Annotated in this window: 16 protein-coding genes; 7 read left to right on the forward strand and 9 right to left on the reverse strand. The window is 36.3% G+C overall.

Annotation, left to right across the window (positions count from 1 at the left end; all coding sequences use genetic code 11):
- The first annotated feature begins 207 nt into the window (after positions 1 to 207).
- From ilvD to ABXQ82_RS09595, 7 genes are all read left to right on the forward strand, one after another.
- On the forward strand, positions 208 to 1,893 hold the full coding sequence (gene ilvD / locus ABXQ82_RS09565; protein WP_367058380.1) for a dihydroxy-acid dehydratase: 1,686 nt from the start codon (positions 208 to 210) through the stop codon (positions 1,891 to 1,893).
- Between the two features lie 111 nt (positions 1,894 to 2,004).
- Entirely contained in the window at positions 2,005 to 3,741 is a 1,737-nt protein-coding gene (gene ilvB / locus ABXQ82_RS09570; RefSeq protein WP_367058383.1) for a biosynthetic-type acetolactate synthase large subunit, read from the forward strand.
- 141 nt (positions 3,742 to 3,882) lie between these two features.
- The gene (gene ilvN / locus ABXQ82_RS09575; protein ID WP_367058386.1) at positions 3,883 to 4,419 is read left to right on the forward strand and encodes an acetolactate synthase small subunit; all 537 of its coding nucleotides are present in this window, start codon (positions 3,883 to 3,885) and stop codon (positions 4,417 to 4,419) included.
- Positions 4,420 to 4,490: 71 nt separating this feature from the next.
- Complete coding sequence (gene ilvC / locus ABXQ82_RS09580) at positions 4,491 to 5,966, forward strand: ketol-acid reductoisomerase (protein ID WP_367058389.1); 1,476 nt, start codon at positions 4,491 to 4,493, stop codon at positions 5,964 to 5,966.
- A 443-nt stretch (positions 5,967 to 6,409) separates the two neighbouring features.
- On the forward strand, positions 6,410 to 7,669 hold the full coding sequence (gene ilvA, locus ABXQ82_RS09585; RefSeq protein WP_367058392.1) for a threonine ammonia-lyase IlvA: 1,260 nt from the start codon (positions 6,410 to 6,412) through the stop codon (positions 7,667 to 7,669).
- Positions 7,670 to 7,817: 148 nt separating this feature from the next.
- Entirely contained in the window at positions 7,818 to 9,410 is a 1,593-nt protein-coding gene (locus ABXQ82_RS09590; protein ID WP_367058395.1) for an NADP-dependent glyceraldehyde-3-phosphate dehydrogenase, read from the forward strand.
- Between the two features lie 17 nt (positions 9,411 to 9,427).
- Positions 9,428 to 9,940, forward strand: coding sequence for an azurin (locus ABXQ82_RS09595; protein WP_367058398.1), 513 nt, complete (start codon positions 9,428 to 9,430; stop codon positions 9,938 to 9,940).
- A 263-nt stretch (positions 9,941 to 10,203) separates the two neighbouring features.
- Here the strand turns inward: ABXQ82_RS09595 and ABXQ82_RS09600 are convergent, their stop codons facing one another.
- The 9 genes from ABXQ82_RS09600 to ABXQ82_RS09640 form a co-directional block, all read right to left on the reverse strand.
- Positions 10,204 to 12,162: a sulfocyanin-like copper-binding protein gene (locus ABXQ82_RS09600; protein WP_367058401.1), complete on the reverse strand. Its 1,959-nt coding sequence runs from the start codon at positions 12,160 to 12,162 to the stop codon at positions 10,204 to 10,206.
- A 16-nt stretch (positions 12,163 to 12,178) separates the two neighbouring features.
- On the reverse strand, positions 12,179 to 14,083 hold the full coding sequence (locus tag ABXQ82_RS09605) for a DUF1080 domain-containing protein (protein WP_367058404.1): 1,905 nt from the start codon (positions 14,081 to 14,083) through the stop codon (positions 12,179 to 12,181).
- Between the two features lie 105 nt (positions 14,084 to 14,188).
- Positions 14,189 to 16,999 carry a TonB-dependent receptor gene (locus ABXQ82_RS09610; RefSeq protein WP_367058407.1) on the reverse strand — a complete coding sequence of 937 codons (2,811 nt, stop codon included), beginning with the start codon at positions 16,997 to 16,999 and terminating at the stop codon, positions 14,189 to 14,191.
- Positions 17,000 to 17,323: 324 nt separating this feature from the next.
- Entirely contained in the window at positions 17,324 to 17,683 is a 360-nt protein-coding gene (locus tag ABXQ82_RS09615; protein ID WP_367058410.1) for a transmembrane 220 family protein, read from the reverse strand.
- A gap of 62 nt (positions 17,684 to 17,745) precedes the next feature.
- Positions 17,746 to 18,672, reverse strand: coding sequence for a TIM barrel protein (locus tag ABXQ82_RS09620; RefSeq protein WP_367058413.1), 927 nt, complete (start codon positions 18,670 to 18,672; stop codon positions 17,746 to 17,748).
- 32 nt (positions 18,673 to 18,704) lie between these two features.
- Positions 18,705 to 19,193 carry a hypothetical protein gene (locus ABXQ82_RS09625; RefSeq protein WP_367058416.1) on the reverse strand — a complete coding sequence of 163 codons (489 nt, stop codon included), beginning with the start codon at positions 19,191 to 19,193 and terminating at the stop codon, positions 18,705 to 18,707.
- A gap of 14 nt (positions 19,194 to 19,207) precedes the next feature.
- Positions 19,208 to 20,014, reverse strand: a complete 807-nt coding sequence (locus ABXQ82_RS09630; protein WP_367058419.1) for a DUF1080 domain-containing protein — start codon at positions 20,012 to 20,014, stop codon at positions 19,208 to 19,210.
- Between the two features lie 15 nt (positions 20,015 to 20,029).
- Positions 20,030 to 20,623, reverse strand: a complete 594-nt coding sequence (locus ABXQ82_RS09635) for a gluconate 2-dehydrogenase subunit 3 family protein (RefSeq protein WP_367058422.1) — start codon at positions 20,621 to 20,623, stop codon at positions 20,030 to 20,032.
- A gap of 2 nt (positions 20,624 to 20,625) precedes the next feature.
- Entirely contained in the window at positions 20,626 to 22,332 is a 1,707-nt protein-coding gene (locus tag ABXQ82_RS09640) for a GMC family oxidoreductase (protein WP_367058425.1), read from the reverse strand.
- Positions 22,333 to 22,342 lie beyond the last annotated feature (10 nt).

Raw genomic sequence — 22,342 nt, forward strand, 5'->3', positions numbered from 1 at the left:
AAATAATCGCATTAAATTGCTGTAAATGAACGATTTATAATATTATTTTGTGGTGTGAGTTTAGCGCATTGGAATCTGGATTGGAAACCATATATAAGTAATGAATTATTTTCGTTATCTGGAATTGAAGATTAATGTTAAAATTCTTAAAGTAATTGAAGTATTTCTAACGAAATCAACTAAAACCTTAAATTATTTTCAATAAAAATGAAGGAACTTAATAAACATAGTAAAAGATTAACTCAAGATGAATCTCAACCAGCATCTCAAGCCATGTTGTATGCAGTAGGTTTTTCTGATGAAGATATGCACAAAGCACAGGTAGGGATTGCTAGTACAGGTTACGATGGTAATCCGTGTAATATGCATTTAAATGGTTTGGCTGCTGAGGTTAAAATTGAATGTAAAATTGCTAATTTAGTGGGTTTAGGGTTTAATACCATTGGTGTTAGTGATGGTATTTCAATGGGGACTTCTGGAATGAATTATTCGTTAACGTCTCGTGATATTATTGCAGATTCTATCGAAACCGTAATGAACGCCCAGAGTTATGATGCGCTAATTTCTGTTGTAGGTTGCGATAAAAATATGCCGGGAGCTGTTATGGCGATGTTGCGTTTAAACCGTCCGTCAATCATGATGTATGGTGGAACGATAGCCTCAGGTAAATATAATGGAAGAAAATTAAATATTGTTTCTGCTTTTGAAGCACTAGGTCAAAAAGTCGCTGGCGAAATCGGTGAAGAAGAATATAGAGAGATTATAAAAAGAGCGATTCCGGGAGCAGGGGCTTGCGGGGGGATGTACACCGCGAATACTATGGCTTCGGCTATAGAATGTATGGGGTTTGCGTTACCTTATAATTCTTCTATTCCTGCGGAAAACCCGAATAAACTATCTGAAAGTGAAAGAACTGCCAGAGCGATAAAAAATCTATTGGAATTAGATCTAAAACCCTTGGATATTATTTCTAAAAAATCTCTAGAAAATGCTATTGCATTGGTGAATGCTTTAGGGGGTTCTACAAATGCAGTATTGCACTTTTTAGCGATTGCGCATGCTGCGGATATCGATTTCACATTAGAGGATTTTCAACGAGTTAGTGACAGAACGCCATTAATTGCCGATTTAAAACCTAGCGGAAAATACCTCATGGAAGATGTTCATGGTATTGGAGGAACACCAGCTGTTATGAAATACCTTTTAGACAATGGCTATTTGCATGGCGATTGTTTAACAGTAACAGGAAAAACATTAGCCGAAAATTTAGCCGATGTTGAACCATTGACTTTTGAAGATGATAGTCAGGATGTCATTTATCCAAAAGATAAGGCTTTGAAATCTTCAGGAAACCTACAGATTCTTTATGGTAACCTTGCGGAAGAAGGTGCAGTAGCAAAAATTTCCGGAAACGAAGGGTTGTTATTTGAAGGAAAAGCTGTGGTTTACGATGGTGAGCAAGCTGCAAATACAGGAATTTCAAACGGCGAAGTAGAAAAAGGAGATGTGGTCGTCATTAGATATGTAGGGCCAAAAGGAGGTCCTGGCATGCCAGAAATGTTAAAACCAACCTCATTGATTATGGGTGCTGGTTTAGGAAAATCTGTAGCATTGATTACAGATGGTCGTTTTTCTGGAGGAACACACGGATTTGTTGTTGGGCATATTACTCCAGAAGCACAATCTGGTGGTGCCATCGGGCTATTAAAAACTGGTGATAAAATTAGAATTAGTGCTGAGGATAATTCCATTAACGTATTACTTTCTGATGAAGAATTAGAAGAACGGAAATCAAAATGGGTACAACCCCCTTTAAAACACACAAAAGGCATATTATATAAATACGCAAAAACGGTAGCGCCAGCTTCAAAAGGCTGTGTGACTGATGCATAAAATTCCTGCAAACGCAGGAATCTCATAATTGAATAACCAAAAGTTAGTCATTTATAAGTAAGTATAAAACTTAGAGTAAGTTCGAAAGCGTAAGAAGAAAAATACTGAGAGATGAAAGAAACTCAAACGATAAAGAAAGAAGTAAACAAAACGGCAAAAACAGAACGCATATCTGGATGTGAAGCCATCATCAGATGTTTGATAGCTGAAGGTGTGGACATACTTTACGGATATCCGGGAGGTGCAATTATGCCCGTTTATGACGAATTATTCAAATATAAAGATAGAATCCATCATGTGTTAACACGTCACGAACAAGGTGCAGCTCATGCCGCTCAGGGGTATGCAAGGATTTCTGGTAGGGTTGGTGTCGCTATGGCAACATCTGGCCCTGGAGCTACCAATTTGGTAACAGGTATTGCAGATGCGCAAATAGATTCAACACCATTGGTGTGTATTACGGGTCAAGTGCCATCACATTTATTGGGTACGGATGCGTTTCAGGAAACCGATATTGTTGGTATTTCTACGCCTGTTACCAAATGGAATGTCCAAGTCACAAAAGCGTCTGAAATTCCAGAAGCTATTGCAAAGGCATTTTATATTGCCAAAAGTGGACGACCAGGGCCTGTGCTTATTGATATCACAAAAGATGCACAGTTTGAGGAATTCGATTTTAAATATGAAAAATGTACAGGCGTAAGAAGTTACAATCCAGTACCAAAAACAGATATAAGCGATGTTAAAGCTGCCGCTGAATTAATCAATAACGCAAAAAAACCAATGATTGTTTGGGGACAAGGTGTTATTTTAGGTAAGGCCGAGGCAGAATTAAAAGCAGTTATTGAAAAAGCGGGAATTCCATCGGCATGGACCATTTTGGGAGCATCTGCAATTCCTACCTCACATCCGTTAAACATAGGTATGGTTGGGATGCACGGTAATTATGCGCCAAATAAGTTAACCAACGAATGTGATGTGCTCATTGCAATTGGGATGCGTTTTGATGACCGTGTAACAGGAGATTTGAGAACCTACGCAAAACAGGCCAAAATCATTCATTTTGATATAGATCCTGCCGAAATCAACAAAAATGTTAAAGTTGATGTTGCTGTTTTGGGAGATTCAAAAGAAACTCTAGCATTATTGCTTTCAGAATTAAAAGAGAATTCTCATGAATCTTGGCATCAAGAATTTAAAGATTTATATGCTATTGAATATGAAGCAGTCATTAAAGATGATTTAAACCCTGAAAAAGAAGGCTTAACCATGGGTGAAGTCATTAAAGAAATAAACATGCAAAGTAATGGCGATGCAGCTATTGTTTCAGATGTAGGGCAACATCAAATGATTGCCTGTCGTTATGCTGAATTTAACCATTCCAAAAGTAATATCACTTCTGGAGGGCTGGGTACTATGGGGTTTGCCTTACCGGCTGCCATTGGTGCTAAAATGGCAGAGCCGCATCGTGAAGTTGTGGCAATTATTGGAGATGGCGGGTATCAAATGAACATTCAGGAATTAGGTACCATTTTTCAGCAGAAAGCAGCTGTAAAAATTGTGGTATTGAATAACGAATTCTTGGGAATGGTGCGCCAATGGCAACAATTGTTTTTCGATAAACGCTATGCGTCAACAGAAATGACAAATCCAAATTTTGTAGCCATTGCGGAAGGCTATTATATAAAAGCGAAAAAAGTAACAAAACGAGAAGAATTGGCCGATGCCGTAAAAGAAATGATGGCATCAAAAGAGTCCTATTTCTTGGAGGTTTGTGTGGAGAAGGAAGATAATGTTTTTCCAATGATTCCGTCTGGGGCTTCAGTTTCTGACATCAGGTTAAGTTGAAATAGAATTAAAAAATAAAATAGAGAAAAGAGTAAAGAAATATAGAACAGAGAGAATAGATGATGTTATAGAAATATATTTAATATTTAAGACTTAAAACGGTCTTTTTTCTATCATCTTTTCTCTAATATCTTTAATATAATGAATCAAGAAGACATAAAATCATTCACGATATCAATTTATACTGAAAACAATATAGGGTTGCTTAACCGCATTTCTGCAATTTTTCAACGGAGACATATTAATATAGAAAGTTTAACTACTTCACAATCTGAGATTGAGGATGTAAATCGTTTTGTTATCGTGGTTAACCTTACCGAAGATCACGCCAATAAAATTGTAAAGCAAATAGAAAAGCAAGTTGAAACTATTCGCGCCTATTATCATACAGAGGAAGATACTATTTATACAGAGTCTTGTATGTTCAAAATCAAATCAAGTTTACTGTTCGAAGAGCCTCAAATACAAAATATCATAAAAGATAGCAACGCTAGAATTGTAACAGTAAACAAAGATTTTTTTGTATTGGAGAAATCTGGAAGACGTCACGAAATAGAGGAATTACGAAAAGAATTCAACAAATTTGGAATTATGCAATTTGTGCGTTCTGGTCGTATTGCAGTCACAAAGGACGAAATGAAAGTTTCGCAAATGCTTGAAGAATTCAAAAATCAATAATAAATCAAAATTAAATAAATTAGCCATCAAATCTAAAGATGGTAACTGACTATTAAATCAATAAAGTAAAAATGGAAAATTATTTTAACACACTTACATTAGCAGGAAAATTAAACCAATTGTCTAAATGTAGATTTATGGATGCATCAGAGTTTGCTGATGGCGTAAATGCATTAAAAGGCAAAAAAATAGTAATTGTAGGTTGCGGGGCCCAAGGGTTGAACCAAGGCTTGAATATGAGAGATTCTGGATTGGATATTTCTTATACATTACGTGAGGCAGCCATCAAGGAAAAACGTACTTCATTTTTAAATGCAACCGAAAACGGATTTAATGTCGGGACATACGAAGCGTTAATTCCAACTGCTGATTTGGTGTTAAACCTTACGCCAGATAAACAACATACCAATGTGGTAAATGCAGTAATGCCTTTAATGAAAAAGGGAGCTACCTTATCTTATTCTCATGGTTTCAATATTGTTGAAGAAGGGATGCAAGTTCGCGAAGATTTAACGGTAATTATGTGTGCGCCTAAGTCTCCAGGGTCTGAGGTTCGCGAAGAATATAAGCGTGGTTTTGGTGTGCCAACATTAATTGCGGTACATGAAGAAAACGATCCAGAAGGAAAAGGTTGGGCGCAGGCAAAAGCTTATGCTGTAGCAACTGGCGGCGATAAAGCTGGTGTTTTAGCATCCTCTTTTGTAGCTGAGGTAAAGTCTGATTTAATGGGTGAGCAAACTATTTTATGTGGGTTGTTACAAACTGGTTCCATCCTTTGTTTCGATAAAATGGTAGAAAAAGGAATCGATGAGGGCTATGCTTCAAAATTAATTCAATATGGTTGGGAAACTGTAACTGAAGGTTTGAAGTATGGTGGTATTACCCATATGATGGACAGATTGTCTAATCCAGCAAAAATTAAGGCTTTTGAATTATCAGAAGAATTAAAAGATATCATGCGTCCGTTATTCCAAAAGCATATGGATGATATTATGGAAGGTAATTTTTCTAAAAACATGATGGCAGACTGGGCACAGGGCGATAAGAACTTATTGGATTGGAGAGCTGCAACTGCAGAAACTAATTTTGAAAAAACACCTGCTGGAAATGTTGAGATTTCTGAGCAAGAGTACTACGATAACGGTGTGTTAATGGTTGCCATGGTAAGAGCTGGAGTTGAGTTGGCTTTTGAAGCAATGACGGAATCTGGAATTATCGATGCCTCTGCTTATTACGAATCTTTACACGAGACACCACTTATTGCAAATACGATTGCAAGACGTAAATTATATGAAATGAATAGTGTTATTTCTGATACAGCAGAGTACGGATGTTATTTATTCGATCATGCTTGTAAGCCTTTATTAGCAGATTTTATGAGAACTATCGATACAGATGTAATTGGTAAAGCTTATGCAAAGGATAACGGTAAAGGTATTGATAACGCTAAATTAATTGAAATCAATGCAAAATTAAGAGCGCATCCAGTTGAAAAAGTAGGGACATTCTTAAGATCAGCAATGACGGCTATGAAGCCAATAGTTTAAAAATTCAACTCAACTAAATTAAATAGTACATTTTTGTACAAAGCCTCACATGTTTTAAATATGTGAGGCTTTTTTTTGGTGAAGTATTGAAACATTCATTTTATAAGCACTCAAAATATTTAATTATGTAACTTGCATGAGTTAATAAACTGACGGGTTTTGGAAACATTACCTTTAGGAAGTTAAATATTTATGATAAGCTGTTCCCCTCCACGGAGGGGTTAGGGGTGGGTTTTTATATCTTCTACCTCTTTGTTGACTAGTTGTATTAATTTACACACCTCTAATCCCTCCAGCCTGCGGACAGACAGGAGATAGGGATTAAGTTGCGGTTTGGTTTTAAATAAAAAAACACTAGTTATTTCATATATGATGACCATTTTTTTATCAATATTTTATCTTCCGAATTCTTATGTTTTCAAAAACCCGACTACAATAAAAAAATGAAAAACTCAATATATTTTCCTAGTATTAGCGATATCAATACAGCTGCCGAAACCATCAAAAACGTATCCGCAGTTACGCCTTTAAGCGCTAACCTAAGATACTCCAAAACCTTTGATGCAACTATCCTCTTAAAGCGCGAAGATTTACAACAGGTGCGTTCCTATAAAATCAGGGGGGCATACAATAAAATAAGTTCTCTAACTTCCGAAGAATCCCAAAAAGGTGTGGTTTGTGCTAGTGCAGGAAATCATGCGCAAGGTGTCGCTTTATCTTGTAAATTACTAGAAATCAAAGGCACTATTTTTATGCCCACACCAACCCCAAATCAAAAGTTGGAACAGGTAAAAATGTTTGGCGAAGAGTTTATCGAAATCAAATTGGTGGGCGATACCTTTGATGATGCCTATGAAGCTTCAATGGAAGAATGTGAGCGCTTAAACAAAACCTTTATCCATCCATTTAATGATAAAAAAGTGATTGAAGGGCAAGCAACAGTAGGACTTGAAATTTTAAATCAGACGGATACGCCTATCGATTATGTGTTTGTCCCAGTTGGTGGTGGTGGTTTATCTGCGGGATTATCAACGGTTTTTAAAGCCTTATCTCCAAACACAAAAATTATTGGGGTTGAGCCGGAAGGTGCGCCTTCAATGTCCGTTTCCATAAAAAATAATAAAAACACAACCATAGATAAAATTGAAAAGTTTGTAGATGGTGCTGCGGTAAAACGGGTTGGCGATTTAACATTTCCAATCTGTAAGCAGAACTTGGATGCTATGATTACCGTACCAGAAGGCAAAATATGCCAGACTATATTAGAGCTTTACAATAAAGACGCCATTGTTGTAGAACCAGCAGGCGCATTAAGTTTAGCAGCATTGGATTTTTATGCTGAAGAAATTAAAGGAAAAACAGTAGTCTGTGTGGTAAGCGGTAGTAACAACGACATTACAAGAACCGCAGAAATCAAAGAACGCGCATTGCTCTATAGAAACTTAAAACACTATTTTATTGTGAAGTTTCCGCAACGTGCCGGTGCTTTAAAAGAGTTTGTGGTAGATATTTTAGGGCCTAATGATGATATCACACATTTTGAATACACCAAAAAAACCAATCGCGAAAATGGAGCAGCGGTAGTCGGTATTGAATTAAAATCTGCCAATGATTTAGAGCCATTAATCGCTAAAATGAAAGAACGTAATTTTTATGGCGATTATTTAAATAACTCTCCAGATTTGTTTCGGTTTTTGATTTAAGTTTTTTGTTGAAAATTTCTCAAACGATTGCGTTTCATTTCCATGTAAAATTTTTGTTAATTCTTAAGTTTGTATGGGTTTTGTTGCCTTTTAAAAAAAAGATTTTATCCTAATTATTAGGTATCTTAGCAACAGTAAAAATAAAACCATGAGTAAGATTAAAATAAATATTCCAGAGGCCTATCAAATCAAAACGTTAGTACATCAAAACACGTATTTAGTTGATGGTGAATTGAAACAATGGAATGGTGAGACTGCCGAAATATATTCCACAATTTCTTCAACAGAAAACTATAAACCGACACTTTTAGGAACAATTCCGCAGTTGGGAGAAAAGGAAGCCGTAGAAGCATTGGATTCTGCAACAAAAGCCTATGGTAAAGGTCAGGGCTTATGGCCCACTATGAAGGTTATTGATCGCATAGCGTGCATGGAAAAGTTTGTTGAAGAAATGAAAACCAAGCGCGAAGAGGTTGTAAAATTGCTGATGTGGGAGATTGGTAAAAATTTACCCGATTCTCAAAAAGAGTTTGATAGAACCGTAGATTATATTTACGATACTATTGAAGCCTATAAGCAAATTGACCGAGATTCGGCGAGATTTGAGAAAAGTTCAGGCGTTTATGCCCATATACGAAGAGGACCTTTGGGCGTTGTGTTATGTTTAGGGCCTTATAATTATCCGCTTAATGAAACGTTTTGTTTGTTGATTCCCGCTTTAATTATGGGGAATACTACCATATTTAAGCCAGCAAAAATAGGAGTTTTATTAATTTCTCCTTTACTGGAAGCGTTTCAAAATAGTTTCCCAAAAGGCGTCGTAAATATTGTGTATGGTCGCGGTAGGGTTTTAGCATCGCCTATCATGAAATCGGGCAAAGTAACAGTATTGGCTTTAATAGGCAACAGTAAATCTGCAAACGCACTTCAAAGTCAGCATCCAAAAGGGAATAGATTAAGAATGGTATTAGGTTTAGAAGCAAAAAACCCAGCTATTGTTTTACCCGATGCCGATTTAGATTTGGCAGTAGATGAATGTATCGCAGGTTCGTTATCTTTTAATGGACAACGTTGTACAGCGCTAAAAGTACTCTATGTTCACGAATCGGTTGTTGAAGAATTTAATAGACGATTTGCCTATAAAGTGGATCAATTAAAATTTGGAAATCCTTGGGAAGAGGGCTCTAAATTAACACCACTTCCAGAAGCTGATAAACCGGCATATATTCAAGAATTAATTGACGATGCCACTAAAAAAGGAGCATCAATTTTAAATAAAAAAGGAGGGGAGACAACCGATAATTTTATTTTTCCAGCAGTACTGTTTCCAGTAACCAAAGACATGCGTGTTTTTGAAGAAGAGCAATTTGGCCCAATAGTACCAATTGTATCGTTTTCGGATATTGAAGAGCCATTGCATGATATGGCGGAATCTGATTACGGACAGCAAGTAAGTCTCTTCGGAAAAAATGTGACAACGCTTTCGCCTTTAATTGATACTTTAGTAAATTTGGTGTGTCGTGTGAATCTAAATAGTTCCTGTCAAAGAGGTCCGGATGTGTATCCGTTTACAGGACGAAAAGATTCTGCCGTTGGGACATTAAGTGTCTCAGATGCATTACGGTCGTTTTCAATAAGAACCTTTGTGGCATCAAAAGACAATGAGTATAATAATGCTATTTTAAATGAATTGTTAGAAAAGAAAACGTCTAACTTTATAAGTACAGATTACATATTATAAACACTAAATATAAACAGATGAAAACCATTAAACACCTATTTGTTGCAGTTTTGGCCCTAACTTTTTTAAGTTGTGGAGGCGAAAAGAAAAAAGAGGAAAAACAAGAAAAAATTAAACTTGGAACTCAAAAAGAAGAAAAGAAAGTAGATGATAACGTTGCTAGTTTAACTTTGGTTGGGGATGATATGATGAAGTTTGATAAAAGCGAACTTAAAGTGAAAGCAGGACAAAAAGTAAAATTAACTTTAAGACACAAAGGAAAAATGGACATCAATGTTATGGGGCATAATGTTGTAATTTTAAAACAAGGTGTAAATGTTACTGTCTTTGCAGGAAAAGCGGCTACTTCTAAAGCCACAGATTATATACCTGCTGGCTCAGAAGGAGATATCATTGCACACACAAAATTAATTGGTGGCGGACAAACTACTTCCATTGAGTTTGACGCACCCGCAGCTGGCACTTACGATTTTATTTGTAGTTTCCCTGGGCATTATGCGTTAATGAAAGGGAAGTTTATTGTAGAGTAATTTCACTTTTTATAAATAACAAAAAAGCTCGTAAAATTTAAATTTTACGAGCTTTCTTATGAAGCATAGGTTTTATTTTACATACAACTCAAAACTTGAAGATTATATTCTTAATTTGAAGTAAATATTACACCTCCCTTACTCGCTCCTTTTTAGGAGGGACACTCATGCTTTAAAAAAACAATTATATTATTAATAACAGTTTCCCCTCTAAAAAGAGGGGATTAAGGGGTGTGTTATCAAAGTTAGTCATGTCAATTTTATTACTTCACAATCAATTTAGTCCGCATCGTAAAAGCATGCCCAGGAAACGTACACACAATCCAATATTCCCCAGGTTCACTTGGTGATATAAAATATATAGTTTCAGAACCTTCGGGGCCAACTGTTCCAGAGTGCGCCAATACCAAATCGGTAAAAGGGACATAGTTTAAATCTGGGCCATCCAGTCCCAAATTAAGTGCCATTTCCCCAACCTTAAGCGGAGTTTCCTTACCTTGCTTGGTAACCACAACATTGTGAATCATATCGTCATTATTATTCAAAGTCAGTTGTATCTTGCTATTTCTATGTATGGTAATTTCCTCAACATCATATTTTAAGCCGGGAACAGTTCCAATAACTAATTTTTCATCTGCACCGCGTTCTCCCCATTCCGAAGGCATTGTTGTAACCCTTTTTGGTTGCTCTATTTCTTTTTTAGATGAATTGTCAACATGCATTTGCGGAGATTTTAATTCGCCTCCAGGAACTTCATTCAATGTATAGTAGCCTTTGTCATGCAACAATAATTCCCCAGATGCCGATCTTAACTTGGGAATTTCTATCTGATGGATAAACCCTAAACGCATCCCATGCACATTCAGTTTTACCCTTAAACCATCTTCTGAAATTTCAGCTTTATGAACCATGGCATTTTGTTGGTCAATAATAGGGCTACCGTAAATGTCATGATATTTATAATTGAATGTTGAAATTTTATAGTTTGAAATATCTTGCCCCATTTTTTTGTTGATAGGCTTCGTGAATTCCAATTCAAAACCATCATCAAGGGCTTTCATGGTTTTAATCTCAAAAGGTGTTTTTCCTGTCCAAACCAAACGCTGTAACCCAAACATTTTTTTGCCTGTTGAAGCCCAACCACGACTGGTCATTCCCACGAACATGCTATTGTCGTTCCCCCAAATCATTCGTAAGATTCCTGAAGAAAACCCTTCAGCAAACGGAAAAGCTGCACCTTGATATACGCCGTTTACTTTTTCCATAAACACACGCATGATTTTACTGTGCCCTTGGTCGCCAATAAATTGCTGTCCTTCAAAAGGCCCAAATTTCCCATTGGTGGTATCATATAAAATATCAGAAGTAGAAATCCCTAAAATAGTATGTGGAAACCAGATGGCTGGTGCTTTAAGTGCTGGTTCTTTTTTGGCGTATTCGTAAAGCGTAAGTTCAGAATTAGGGTCTATATCCTCTGGTTTTAAAGAAAGTGGAGAATCAGGTTCGTCAGTCCATTTCAATCCAGAAACATGACCAGCAAAATCGCCAAGTTCTAAATGCGTCATGCGTCCAGAACCTACCCAGTCTCCTTGGTTTTCAGTATAAAAAATAGCATTTGCTTCGTTAATTTCAAATCCTGCTGGAGAACGCAGTCCGGTTGCTAAAGGTGTCATTTTTCCCTCTGGTGTAATTTTTATAAGCCAACCACGCCATTTGGCTAAACTTTTACCGCCATTATACCACGATAGGTTTAGGGTCAGAATCATATCCCCATTTTTATCAAACTTAGGGCCATAAGAATACTCGTGATAATTTCCTGAAAGTGGCCAAGAATAAATAGTTTTATAAACATCGGCAATACCATCATTAGTGTTGTCTTCCAATCGGGTCAATTCACTACGTTGCGCCAAATAAAAACCCTTGTTTTTGTAAGCAAGACCAAGTGCTTCATGTAAACCATGGGCATAACGGTTGTAAGTTGGGTTTTTGCTATAAGGATTGTCAATAAGCCAAACCTCGCCTCTTCTTGTAGATACACCCAATTTATCATCATCTGTTAATGCCAAACCGCCAACTTCTAATTTGATGTCTTTTGGAATGGGAACATCAACAATTTTATAATATTCAGCTTCCTTTTCTACTATCGATTTTGACTGCCCAAAAGTGAATTGACCAATACAGAAACATATGAATAAGCGTATTATTTTTTGTGATATTTGCATGATTGTTTCTTTTAATTTACCAGATGATACGATACTTAAATGTTTGGTTTCCCTTCGGAATTTTAACCAATAATTCGTCTTTTCCATTACTAGATCTCACAACTGTTTTAATAGCGTTATGTTCAGGAATTACAATGTAATAGCTTTCGTCGTTAATGATAAACGTATGATCTGGAAGCGGTTTTATGTTAGTGCCATCTGCAATTTTATGCCATAACGTTATAGAGGAATTAGAACTGATTGTTCGCTCTAAGCCTCTTTTTACTTGTGAAGCAGCCACGAAACGATCGGTGATTTCAGCTTCGTCCAATTTATAGGAAAACGTGGGAATGTTTTGAACATCAAACGTATAACCAGAAGATTTAAAACTGAAAGACCCATCACTAACTTTCGGCCACGTATCATCTTCGTCATTTAAAGGTGCATAATCTAAATCGCCATGAGAAGACACTACAAACCCCATAGGTTTGCCCCTTTGGTGTTCGCCTCTGGAATGCCACATTTGTGTGGCATCAAAGAAATCGCCACTCCATACATGCAACAAACTGCCGGTTGCCAAATCTAAAGTGTAATTCATGCCTTCAACCAAACCGACTGAAATACAATGTGTGCGCTTAACGCCCTTATGTCCAATAAAACTACGTTGCGTAAGCGGTGTGTCCTTAACGTCTAAAACGATAGGGTTTATGGGGTTGTTTTTATTCAATATTGAGGTGCCATCTTTTAAAAATGAATAACGCTGCATGCTTGGGCCTTCAACAAATAAATCGAAGCCGTTACGCCAAGGGAATGGTTTATTGTATAATAACTGAAAATGGGCGTTACCCTCCTTCAAATTCACCTTTTCATACTTGGTTGTATTCATGTCAAAATCTGCATTCATACCAATTATAGTATCGTTGCCTATAATTAATACAGTACTTCCGTTAACAGTAGCATCAAATATATAAGTGCCGGTAGTTGGGATGTTTAAAGTTCCAGAATAAACCAATACTTTTTGGTCGTTTCTACCCATATTTTCTAAGGGCGAAATAGCATCTGTTTTATGTTCCTCCAATAATTTAAGACTGTCTAGATGGGTTATGGGAATTTGTTTTACGGTATTGTCGTAAATTTTTAGAACCGCTTCATTTATTTTAATATGTGTGTCGTTATAGCGTTTGTATTTTATGTTTTTAAATGCAACGGCACCGTGGTCTCCTTGAATCATGAGTGGTGCCAATGGTTTTTCGTCGCCAAACGCCGCCGCTCGAGTAGGCCCTGTTACCTCTGCGTTTTCGTGTAATAACATACCATTTAACCGCACTTCTTCAAACCAGGCATTTTTTGTCTTATGTCCTTCGGCATCAAATTTTGGTGCATGGAAAATAACTTTTAAATGTTGCCAAAGTCCCGGTGCCTTTGCTGCGTTTACTTTTGGTGCATGCCCTTCAAAACCTTCTTTGCCTTTTTCGGCATCTTTGTTCCAGCGTTGGTAAATACCACCTATATCATTATATTTTGGCTTGGTAACTCCCCAACTATCAAAAAGTTGAATTTCGTATCTGCCCTGAAAATAAATCCCTGAATTCGATTCTAAAGGCATCATCACATCCAGTTCTAATTCTATATCGCCATGCTCAAAGTTGGTAAAGAGGTTGTCTTTAGTGTTTTCGTTTGGAGTATTTAATAAGATGCCAGTTCCCTTTGTTGAAGTAAAAGTGCCTTTCTTGACTCTGTCGGCCACCGGATTACCAACAATTTGCCAGTTTTTGGCAGTAGGTTTAAAAGCGGACATATCATTTAGTTCAATATGGGTAAAAGGTAAAGTGGTTTCCTCTTTTTGTTCTATGCTAGCGGCGTCTTTAATTGGTTTTTTTTCGTCTTTGGCGCAAGAAAATATCAATAAAAGAGCGATATAAAATAAAATCTTTTTCGTCATTGTATGTAGTTGTTAATTGTAGTCTGAATTTCGACTTCCATAAAAATAAATTTTTTTAAGAACTACTAGTTGTTCATATGTTCTTTTTTGCAACAGGAATGTTCGTTAAAATTTATAATTTAATGATAGCATACCTCTTCTTCTTAAAACAGGGAATACCACAAAACTTGCATCAGGATTTGCCGCAATAAATTCTGGAGTTGCGCCATTGGCATTTGCTCCAAATTCATTCGCTCCAAAAAAGTTGGCTAGTCCTTTTGAATTAAAAAGATTAGTGATGATGATATTAGCCGACAAATGTTCGTTTATTTTATAGCCCGTTCCAAGGTTGAAAATACTATATGCAGCGAGTTCAAAACCATTGGCAACATTGCCTTGTCGTTTGCCCATATATTGCCATTTGAAGAATGCGTAAAAATTGTCTTTTTCAAATTCAGTACTCACATTAAACATGATTTTTGGATTGAATGGTAGTTCATTTCCAGAGTAATCAATAATACTATCATCCTTAGTATTTACAGAACCAGCGGCGTCATAAATATGCCATTTTGTAGCTTTGGGATTTTGTAAAACACCATTAAATTTGAAGGTTACATAATTTATAGGATTAAAGGCGCTTTCCCATTCAAATCCGATCGTTTCAGAAGTATTAAATTGAATTGGTGTGTAAAAAATACTGTTATCATCGCCATCAAATTCAAAATTTGTAATGCCGATATTTTTAAGTTGACTCCAAAATACTGTTCCTGTGAATGATGCGTTTTTAGTCGCTAATTTTAAACCAACTTCAGCTTGAAATATCTTTTGAATTTCTCCTTTTTGATTGATGGGAACATTAGAAAAATTGTTGAAATAGTAATTCAGTTCAGGTGCTTTATGTCCTTTTGAAAACCTGCCGAAAATAGCAGCATTAGCATTGAATTTATAATTAATTCCTGCGGAATAGGATAAATAGGTGTAGTTATATTTGAAATCGTCCGTTACTCCAGTTGGCACATTGATACTCTTGTCATAAGCAGTTGTGTCATCGCCATCTAAACCGCCGTCCAATCCAGCGTTTTCGAATCTGTCTTTACTGCCATTGTGTGCTACATTTTCAAATCGCAATCCTAAATCTAAATGAATTTTATCTGAAACTTTCCAACGGTCATTTACAAATGAAGCTACTTGAGTGACTTTAGCTTCAGCATTTACATAAAATAAACCGCCATAATTGCTCAACCCATTTTCATCGGATAATGCCAAAACGGGTTGCCCCGGATTTTCTAAAGTTACTTGTAATATTTTAGGATTTGGTTCGTAAGTCACAAAAGCAAAACTACCTTGGGTAAACAGCGACGTATTGGCATAAGCAGCAACAAACCCTGTTGAAAAATCATGGTTTTCCCAGTTCTTTTGAAGTGTGAATTCGTTCATCCATTCATCTGCACCCATATCTTTATACCATGCCGAAGTGCCCATAATGGCGTCGTTTGGTAATCTTCCATCGGTTAAATAATTGATAGGTTCTCCCGATAATATCCCACTATTATCAAGTCTTGCCACTTCATTACCAGAACGTGCATTTTTGAAAACGACTTGTCCAATAGGGAAATCGGCACCACTAATAAAATAGGCCAAAGGATTATTCAATGACACAAAAGCATTACTAATCGAGGTTTGCCAGTTCGCATCTTTAGTTGAGAATTTAAACTTATTTTTTAAGGTTAATCGGTTTCCTAAATCGTGCTGAAAATCTATACCAAAAGCTAAATCTTTCGCATGAACGCCTTGGCTTGGATCAAAACTATTGGAGTTGTTAAAGTTCCGTCCATCGGGAATACTACCATTAAAACTAGGCATCAATAAAGAAGTCGAATTAAAATCCTGCCCAAATGCTGGTGTTGGATTGTCCCAATTTGTAGCGGCAACTCCTGTATATCTATTCGTTTTATCGTTTAATAATTTTCCGTAGAATTTAATGTACCCTTTATCGGTAGATTTAATCACATTAAATTTGAATTGCCCACCATCACTAAATGTAAAATTTGTATCTCTTGCGCCATCATCTTTTCTGTAATGGCCACCTGCGTTAAAAAACCAATTGTTTCCTAATGGGCCTCCAATATTGGTGTCAATTCTATAAAGTGCATTGTCGCCACCCTGCGCACCTGCCGATAATTGAATGTCGCCGCCAAATTCGTTTTTTGCACCATGTGAGATAAAATTGTAAATACCGCCCGGAGCATTAAGTGCAGTAATGGAAGCACTTCCACCTCGAATGGCTTCCAGTTTTTTGGTGGTTAAATCTACACGATGGAACAAATCTGGACTGTAATAAGAATGTTGTACCAAACTAACGGGAAGTCCATCTTCTTGCAGGGATACATAATACCAACCCATATCATCTTCCGCGGAAGCAGAAACACCTCTTGTGTAAACTTTAGTATAAACTTCTCCTGCCGAAGCATCCGTAAAGGTGCCTGGGATATTTTGTAGCAAACCCGCTGTTCCTTGCGGGTAGGTTTGTTGTATGCTTTTTGAACTGAGTGTGCTAATGGATGTTGTAGATTCCAATTGAGTTCTAGGGTCAAATGTGCCAGTCACCACAACGGTTTGAAGGTTTAGCAAATCGTCTTCTAAAATGAATGAAAGTGTTACATTTTTATTTTGAACAGCGATGTCTTTATTAATTGTTTTGTAACCCAAATGAGAAATTGTAATGGTATAATTTCCGTTTGAAATAGTTTCGATTTTAAAGAACCCCTCGCTGTTAGTGATTGTATTAAAATTTGAAGGCGATAATTTAACAATGACACCTTCCAAAGTATTGCCATTACTATCTGTAATAGTCCCGGAAATTTTATTTTGACAAAATGCAAAAGATGAAAATAATAATGAACAAGTGAAAAGTGATAGTGCTATAAATCTATTCATTAGGGTTGGTTTAGTTTGAATTTAATTTTGAATAAAATTAAACATCCAAACTCGTAAATTTTAGGTTAATAAATGTTCTATGGATTAATTTAGTATATATAACTTAAGTTTTTGTTTATCAATTAATTTGCAATTTTGAAGTGGTTTCAGACCCTTCAGGTTTTTGAAACCTGAAGGGTCTCATTTTTAGAAATATAACCACCATTTACAACGGTTAAACTATTTTTATAATCTACTAAAATTTATCAATTAGAAATTTATACAAAGTAAGTTAAAATAGTTGAGAAAATTAAAATCCAGCAAAAAGGAAAGTCACTTTTAAATTTAAGGTTTGCTAGTTTTTTTTAATTGATATAAAACACTAAAAGCGGCAATAAATAAACCGAGAAATTCGCGAGTACCTTCCAAATAGGGTTTTTTATAAACCATTTCGCCAAAAATTTCTTCCTTGTTTTCGGTTTGCATATACTCTATAAATAGCGAAAAGTGAAATGCGGAATATATTAACAATCCAATAATAACACTAATTAAAATGAATTTAGAAATGGCTTTAAAATTTGAAATTAAATGAATTAAAGCAACTAAAAAGTATATCGAAAACCATAAAATGCCGTCGGGGTCATTTAATTGAATAATGGCAAAAACGACGAATAAAAAGAATAACGCATAGTTTATTATTTTCATGGTTTTGCTTTTAAAATCTGTTGTCCTCATCGGCTTAATTCTCTGATTTTAGAAGGAATAATTTAAAAATTTGAAGTTGCTTTATAAGCATTAATTATGGCTAATTCGCCTTCTTTGCCTTCAATAGAATTGCCATGTTCCATACCTAAAACACCATTAAATCCTTTGTCGTGAATATGTTTGAAGATGTTTTTGTAATTGATTTCGCCAGTAGTAGGCTCGTTTCTTCCAGGATTGTCGCCAATTTGGAAATAAGCGATTTCATTCCAACAGGCATCAATATTCGGAATTAAATTCCCTTCTTGAATTTGTTGATGGTAAATATCGAATAAAATTTTACAGGAAGGCGAATCTACCGCTTTACAAATCTGATAAGCCTGAGGCGATTCGCTTAAAAACAACCCAGGATGATTGTAGAAATTAAGTGGCTCTAAAACCATAATTAAATTATGAGGTTCTAAAATTGCGGAAGCTTGTTTTAGGGTTTCAATTACATGTTCGGTTTGGTAGTTCATGTCTTGTTTCATGTCAACAAAACCTGGGACAACCGTCATCCATTTTGCATTAACGCGTTTTGCAACTTCAACAGATGCTTTTATTTCATCTAAAAAGGCATTGCGTAAATTGCTGTTTCCCGTAGTTAATGTAGGTGCTTTCCAATTGATGGTATGTGCTACAAAAACGCCCATTGTGATATTTCTATCGGTCATGGTTTTTGCCATGGCTTTTTGAGTGTCAATGCTTCTTTTCTTCATGTTATTATCCTCAAAAGCTGTAAAACCTTGATCTGCCATAAAATTTAACTGATCTATCGGATCCTTGCCGGCATGGTGTTGAAACATCCCCAAATGTGGTGCAAAGTTCATTCTAAAATCATGTCCCGATTTTAAAATGGTTTCAGATGTTGAAGTTGCATAAAGATTATGGACTCCAAGCGCTACTAATGAAGCTGCGGTAGTTCCTTTTTTTAAAAATGATCGTCTTTTCAATTGTAATGTTTTGCACGTCGTAAAACGTTTCTTTATTCAGTTAATTTGTCAATTATTTTATCCAAAATTTTTATATCTGATTGATTTTTTAAATAAACAAAATTCGGAGCCATTACATTACCAATTCCTAAAATGCCATATTCAGGGTTAAATAAAATAGGTCCAGTTCCGTCAGTTTCTGCTTCTTGCATTTCGTAATTCACGAATTCTGTACTTGAAAGTGAGAGTGCCTTAAAACCCCCGCCTTTTTTTGGAATATATTTCCATAATGCAAATTTTAATGTTTTAGTTTTTGGAATGTAAAACACATTCATATTTTTACTTTCGTCACCCAAATTTTGATAATTGTATTTAGTTAAAGTATCTCTAATTTCAATTGTCAGTTTATAGTTTTCGGTTTGTTTTATAGAATCCAAGTCAAAAATAAAAAGAGTCCTGTTTTCAGTAATGATTTCTTTTTTTGGATTCGAACAAGAAACTGAAATCAGTAAAATAAATAGTATTTGGAACGCTCTTCTCAAATTTTTCAAATGTTTTACAACTCTAAAATCTCAATATTTTTAAATTCCACAGGATGACTTTCACTTTGTAGAGAAATAAATCCAGACGTTACGGGAGTACCTTCTTTCGCTTTCCAGAAGTCTTCATTATAATCTACAGAACCACCATATTGCGGTTTGAAATAACGCATCACTTCCTCGCCATTTATAAAATGTTTGATGATGGAATCGTTTCTAACTTCAATTTCGACATTGACCCATTGTTCGCCATGAAATGTTTTAGAAGAAGAACTTATGCAATGTTCAGTTTTAAGTTCGCCGTCCATTTCAACATGGGTGCCTGGGGTACATAAATTTGCTGTGGGGCGTTCGTCTGTACCATTGCCGCCCAATAATTGCACTTCAATAGAAACTGGGAAATTTTGATCTAAACCAATTTTCATTGGGTTTTCACAATGAATCATAATACCGCTATTTCTGGTTGCCCAAGCTGCGCCATCGGCAATTTGTTCTCCTGTAAAGCGATAATCCATTCTGAATTTATAATTTGAAAACGGCTTTTTATAATAAATGTGTCCAAAAGAATTATTGAATTTCCCATCGTACCCATCATAGTTCACTTTCATAACACCATCTTCAACTATAAAGGTGTTGTTGTAGTTTTCATTTGCAGGATAGCCTTTTATTTTAACAATCCAATTGTCTAAATTTTTACCGTTGAACAATGGTACCCATTCTTCTTTAGGTGCTTCAATAACTGTATCTTTTTCCGCTTTGTTTTTGCAATTTATCGTTACTGAAACTAATAAAGCAAGCGTGAGTATTTTAAATAGTTTTCTCATAATTTGTTTTGAATGTTATAATGACCATGCTTTTCCGCCTGTGGCTTCTTCAACGGTAATGCAACCTTTTGCAGGCCCGGGAATTGGGTCGTAAGCCAATACTTTTTCGCCGACAAATTCACTTGTTTTGTATGCCCAAATAGATTTACCTCGGATATAATTGAGTGTTTCAAAAATAAGCTTGTCGGTTTCCGATGTTTTGAATTTTTCTAGTTGCGTTTTATCTGCTTTTAAATATTTAGCCAAAAGCGCATCATAATCTTCGGTTTTTAATTTTGAAGGATCTTCTTCCGGTATATTTAAAGCAGTCATGATACTTGCGAAACCTGCTCTAAGTTCAGCCTGATGCTCTTCATTTTCTCCTTTAGCCATAAATAAATCTATAAATTCTGGAACGTTAACTTCCAATGCGCCCGGTGTGTCTTCGGTTTTTGGCAGTATAAGATCTACCAAATTTTTAAGCACAACACCTTCTTCAAGCGATAGAAATATGGGCACCCAGGCTTCAACGTCGCTTTTGCAGCTTTGCAGTAAACTCAAAATACTGGGGGCAGCAAGGGTGTATCCAACTCCTAAACTTATGTTTTTAAGTGCGTCTCTTCTGTTCATAATTAACTGTTTTTAATTTGTTTTGCAGCGTGTTCTGCGGCTCTGGCTGTTAATGCCATATAGGTTAGCGACGGATTGGTACACGCCGATGAGGTCATGCAAGCACCATCTGTTACATATACATTAGGCACGGTATGAATTTGGTTATGCTTATTTAACACCGATGTTTTGGGGTCGCGCCCCATTCTTGCAGTGCCCATTTCGTGGATGCCAATACCTGGCGCATGCACATCATTACGTTCCTTAATATCGGTAAAGCCAGATTTTTCCAACATTTCTACCGCTTGGGCAATCATGTCTTTTCGCATGGCATATTCGTTGGCTTTCCATTCCGCATCAAACGTGATGGTCGGTAAACCCCATTCGTCAAGTTTATTATAATCCAACGTCATTTTATTATCGTGGTTAGGTAAACATTCCCCAAAACCTCCTAAACCCAAACGCCATTCACCGGGTTTCAAAATACGTTCTTTTAATTCTTTACCATAACCTAATTCTGCAATGGGTTCATCATAATCATTCCTACTAGCGCCCCCTTGATAGCCATAACCTCGTATAAAATCTTTTCTTTCAGATTTTTTATCGCCTAAATTTCTGAATCTCGGAAGATAAACCCCTCCAGGAATTCGTCCTTTAAAATAGTTGTCCTCAAAGCCAGAAATTTTACCCGAGGCTCCTGCACCTAAATGATGGTCCATGATATTATGCCCCAATTCACCCGAATCATTGCCAAGTCCATTAGGAAAACGCTCCGATTTAGATTGCAATAAAATAGAAGTTGATGCCATTGCCGAAGCACAACAAAAGATGACTTTAGCATTAAATACCAATTTCTCTTTGGTTTCAGCATCAATGACTCTAACACCAGTTGCTTTTTTCAAAGTATCATCATAAATAATTTCATGTACTATAGAAAACGGACGAAGTGTCATGTTTCCTGTACGTTCCGCAGCGGGTAAGGTAGAAGAATTACTGCTAAAATAAGCGCCAAACGGACAACCTCTTATACATCTGTTCCTGTGCTGACAAACACTTCTGCCCTCATGGGTTTTGTCGCCAGTAATGTGTGCCACCCGTCCATATGTAACAACACGATCATCATAATATTTTGCAATACTTTTTCTAAGATAAGCTTCAACACAATTCAATGGCATTGGAGGCGAAAAAATCCCGTCTGGTAATTGCGGTAGCCCAAGGTTTTCTCCGCATACGCCAATATAAGATTCAACATAACTGTACCAAGGTTCAATATCTTTATAGCGGATGGGCCAATCCACACCGTGTCCATCTTTTTTATTGGCTTCAAAATCTAAATCACTCAACCTGTAACTATGTTTGCCCCACATAATGGAGCGTCCGCCAACATGATAGCCTCGCATCCAATCAAAACGTTTGGTCTCATTGTAAGGATGTTTTATATCATCTACAAACCAATGTTTACTGGCAGCATCGGTTGTATAGCCTGTTCTGCTTTGTTTGTGTTGTCTTTTTAAGTCTTCTGCTGATGGGTCTCCCCGCAATTCAAAATCCCACGGATCCATGTGCATTGTGGGGTAGTCGCCATGTTTTACCATTCTACCACGCTCCAAAACCAAGGTTTTTAGCCCTTTTTCACAAAGTTCTTTTGCTGCCCATCCTCCAGAAATGCCTGTGCCAATTACTATGGCATCATATAATTCTGAAGATTCTATAATTGGATTAGTATTCATTTTTTTATAA

It is taken from the genome of Algibacter sp. 2305UL17-15 (genome assembly GCF_040720935.1).
GTDB lineage: Bacteria > Bacteroidota > Bacteroidia > Flavobacteriales > Flavobacteriaceae > Jejuia.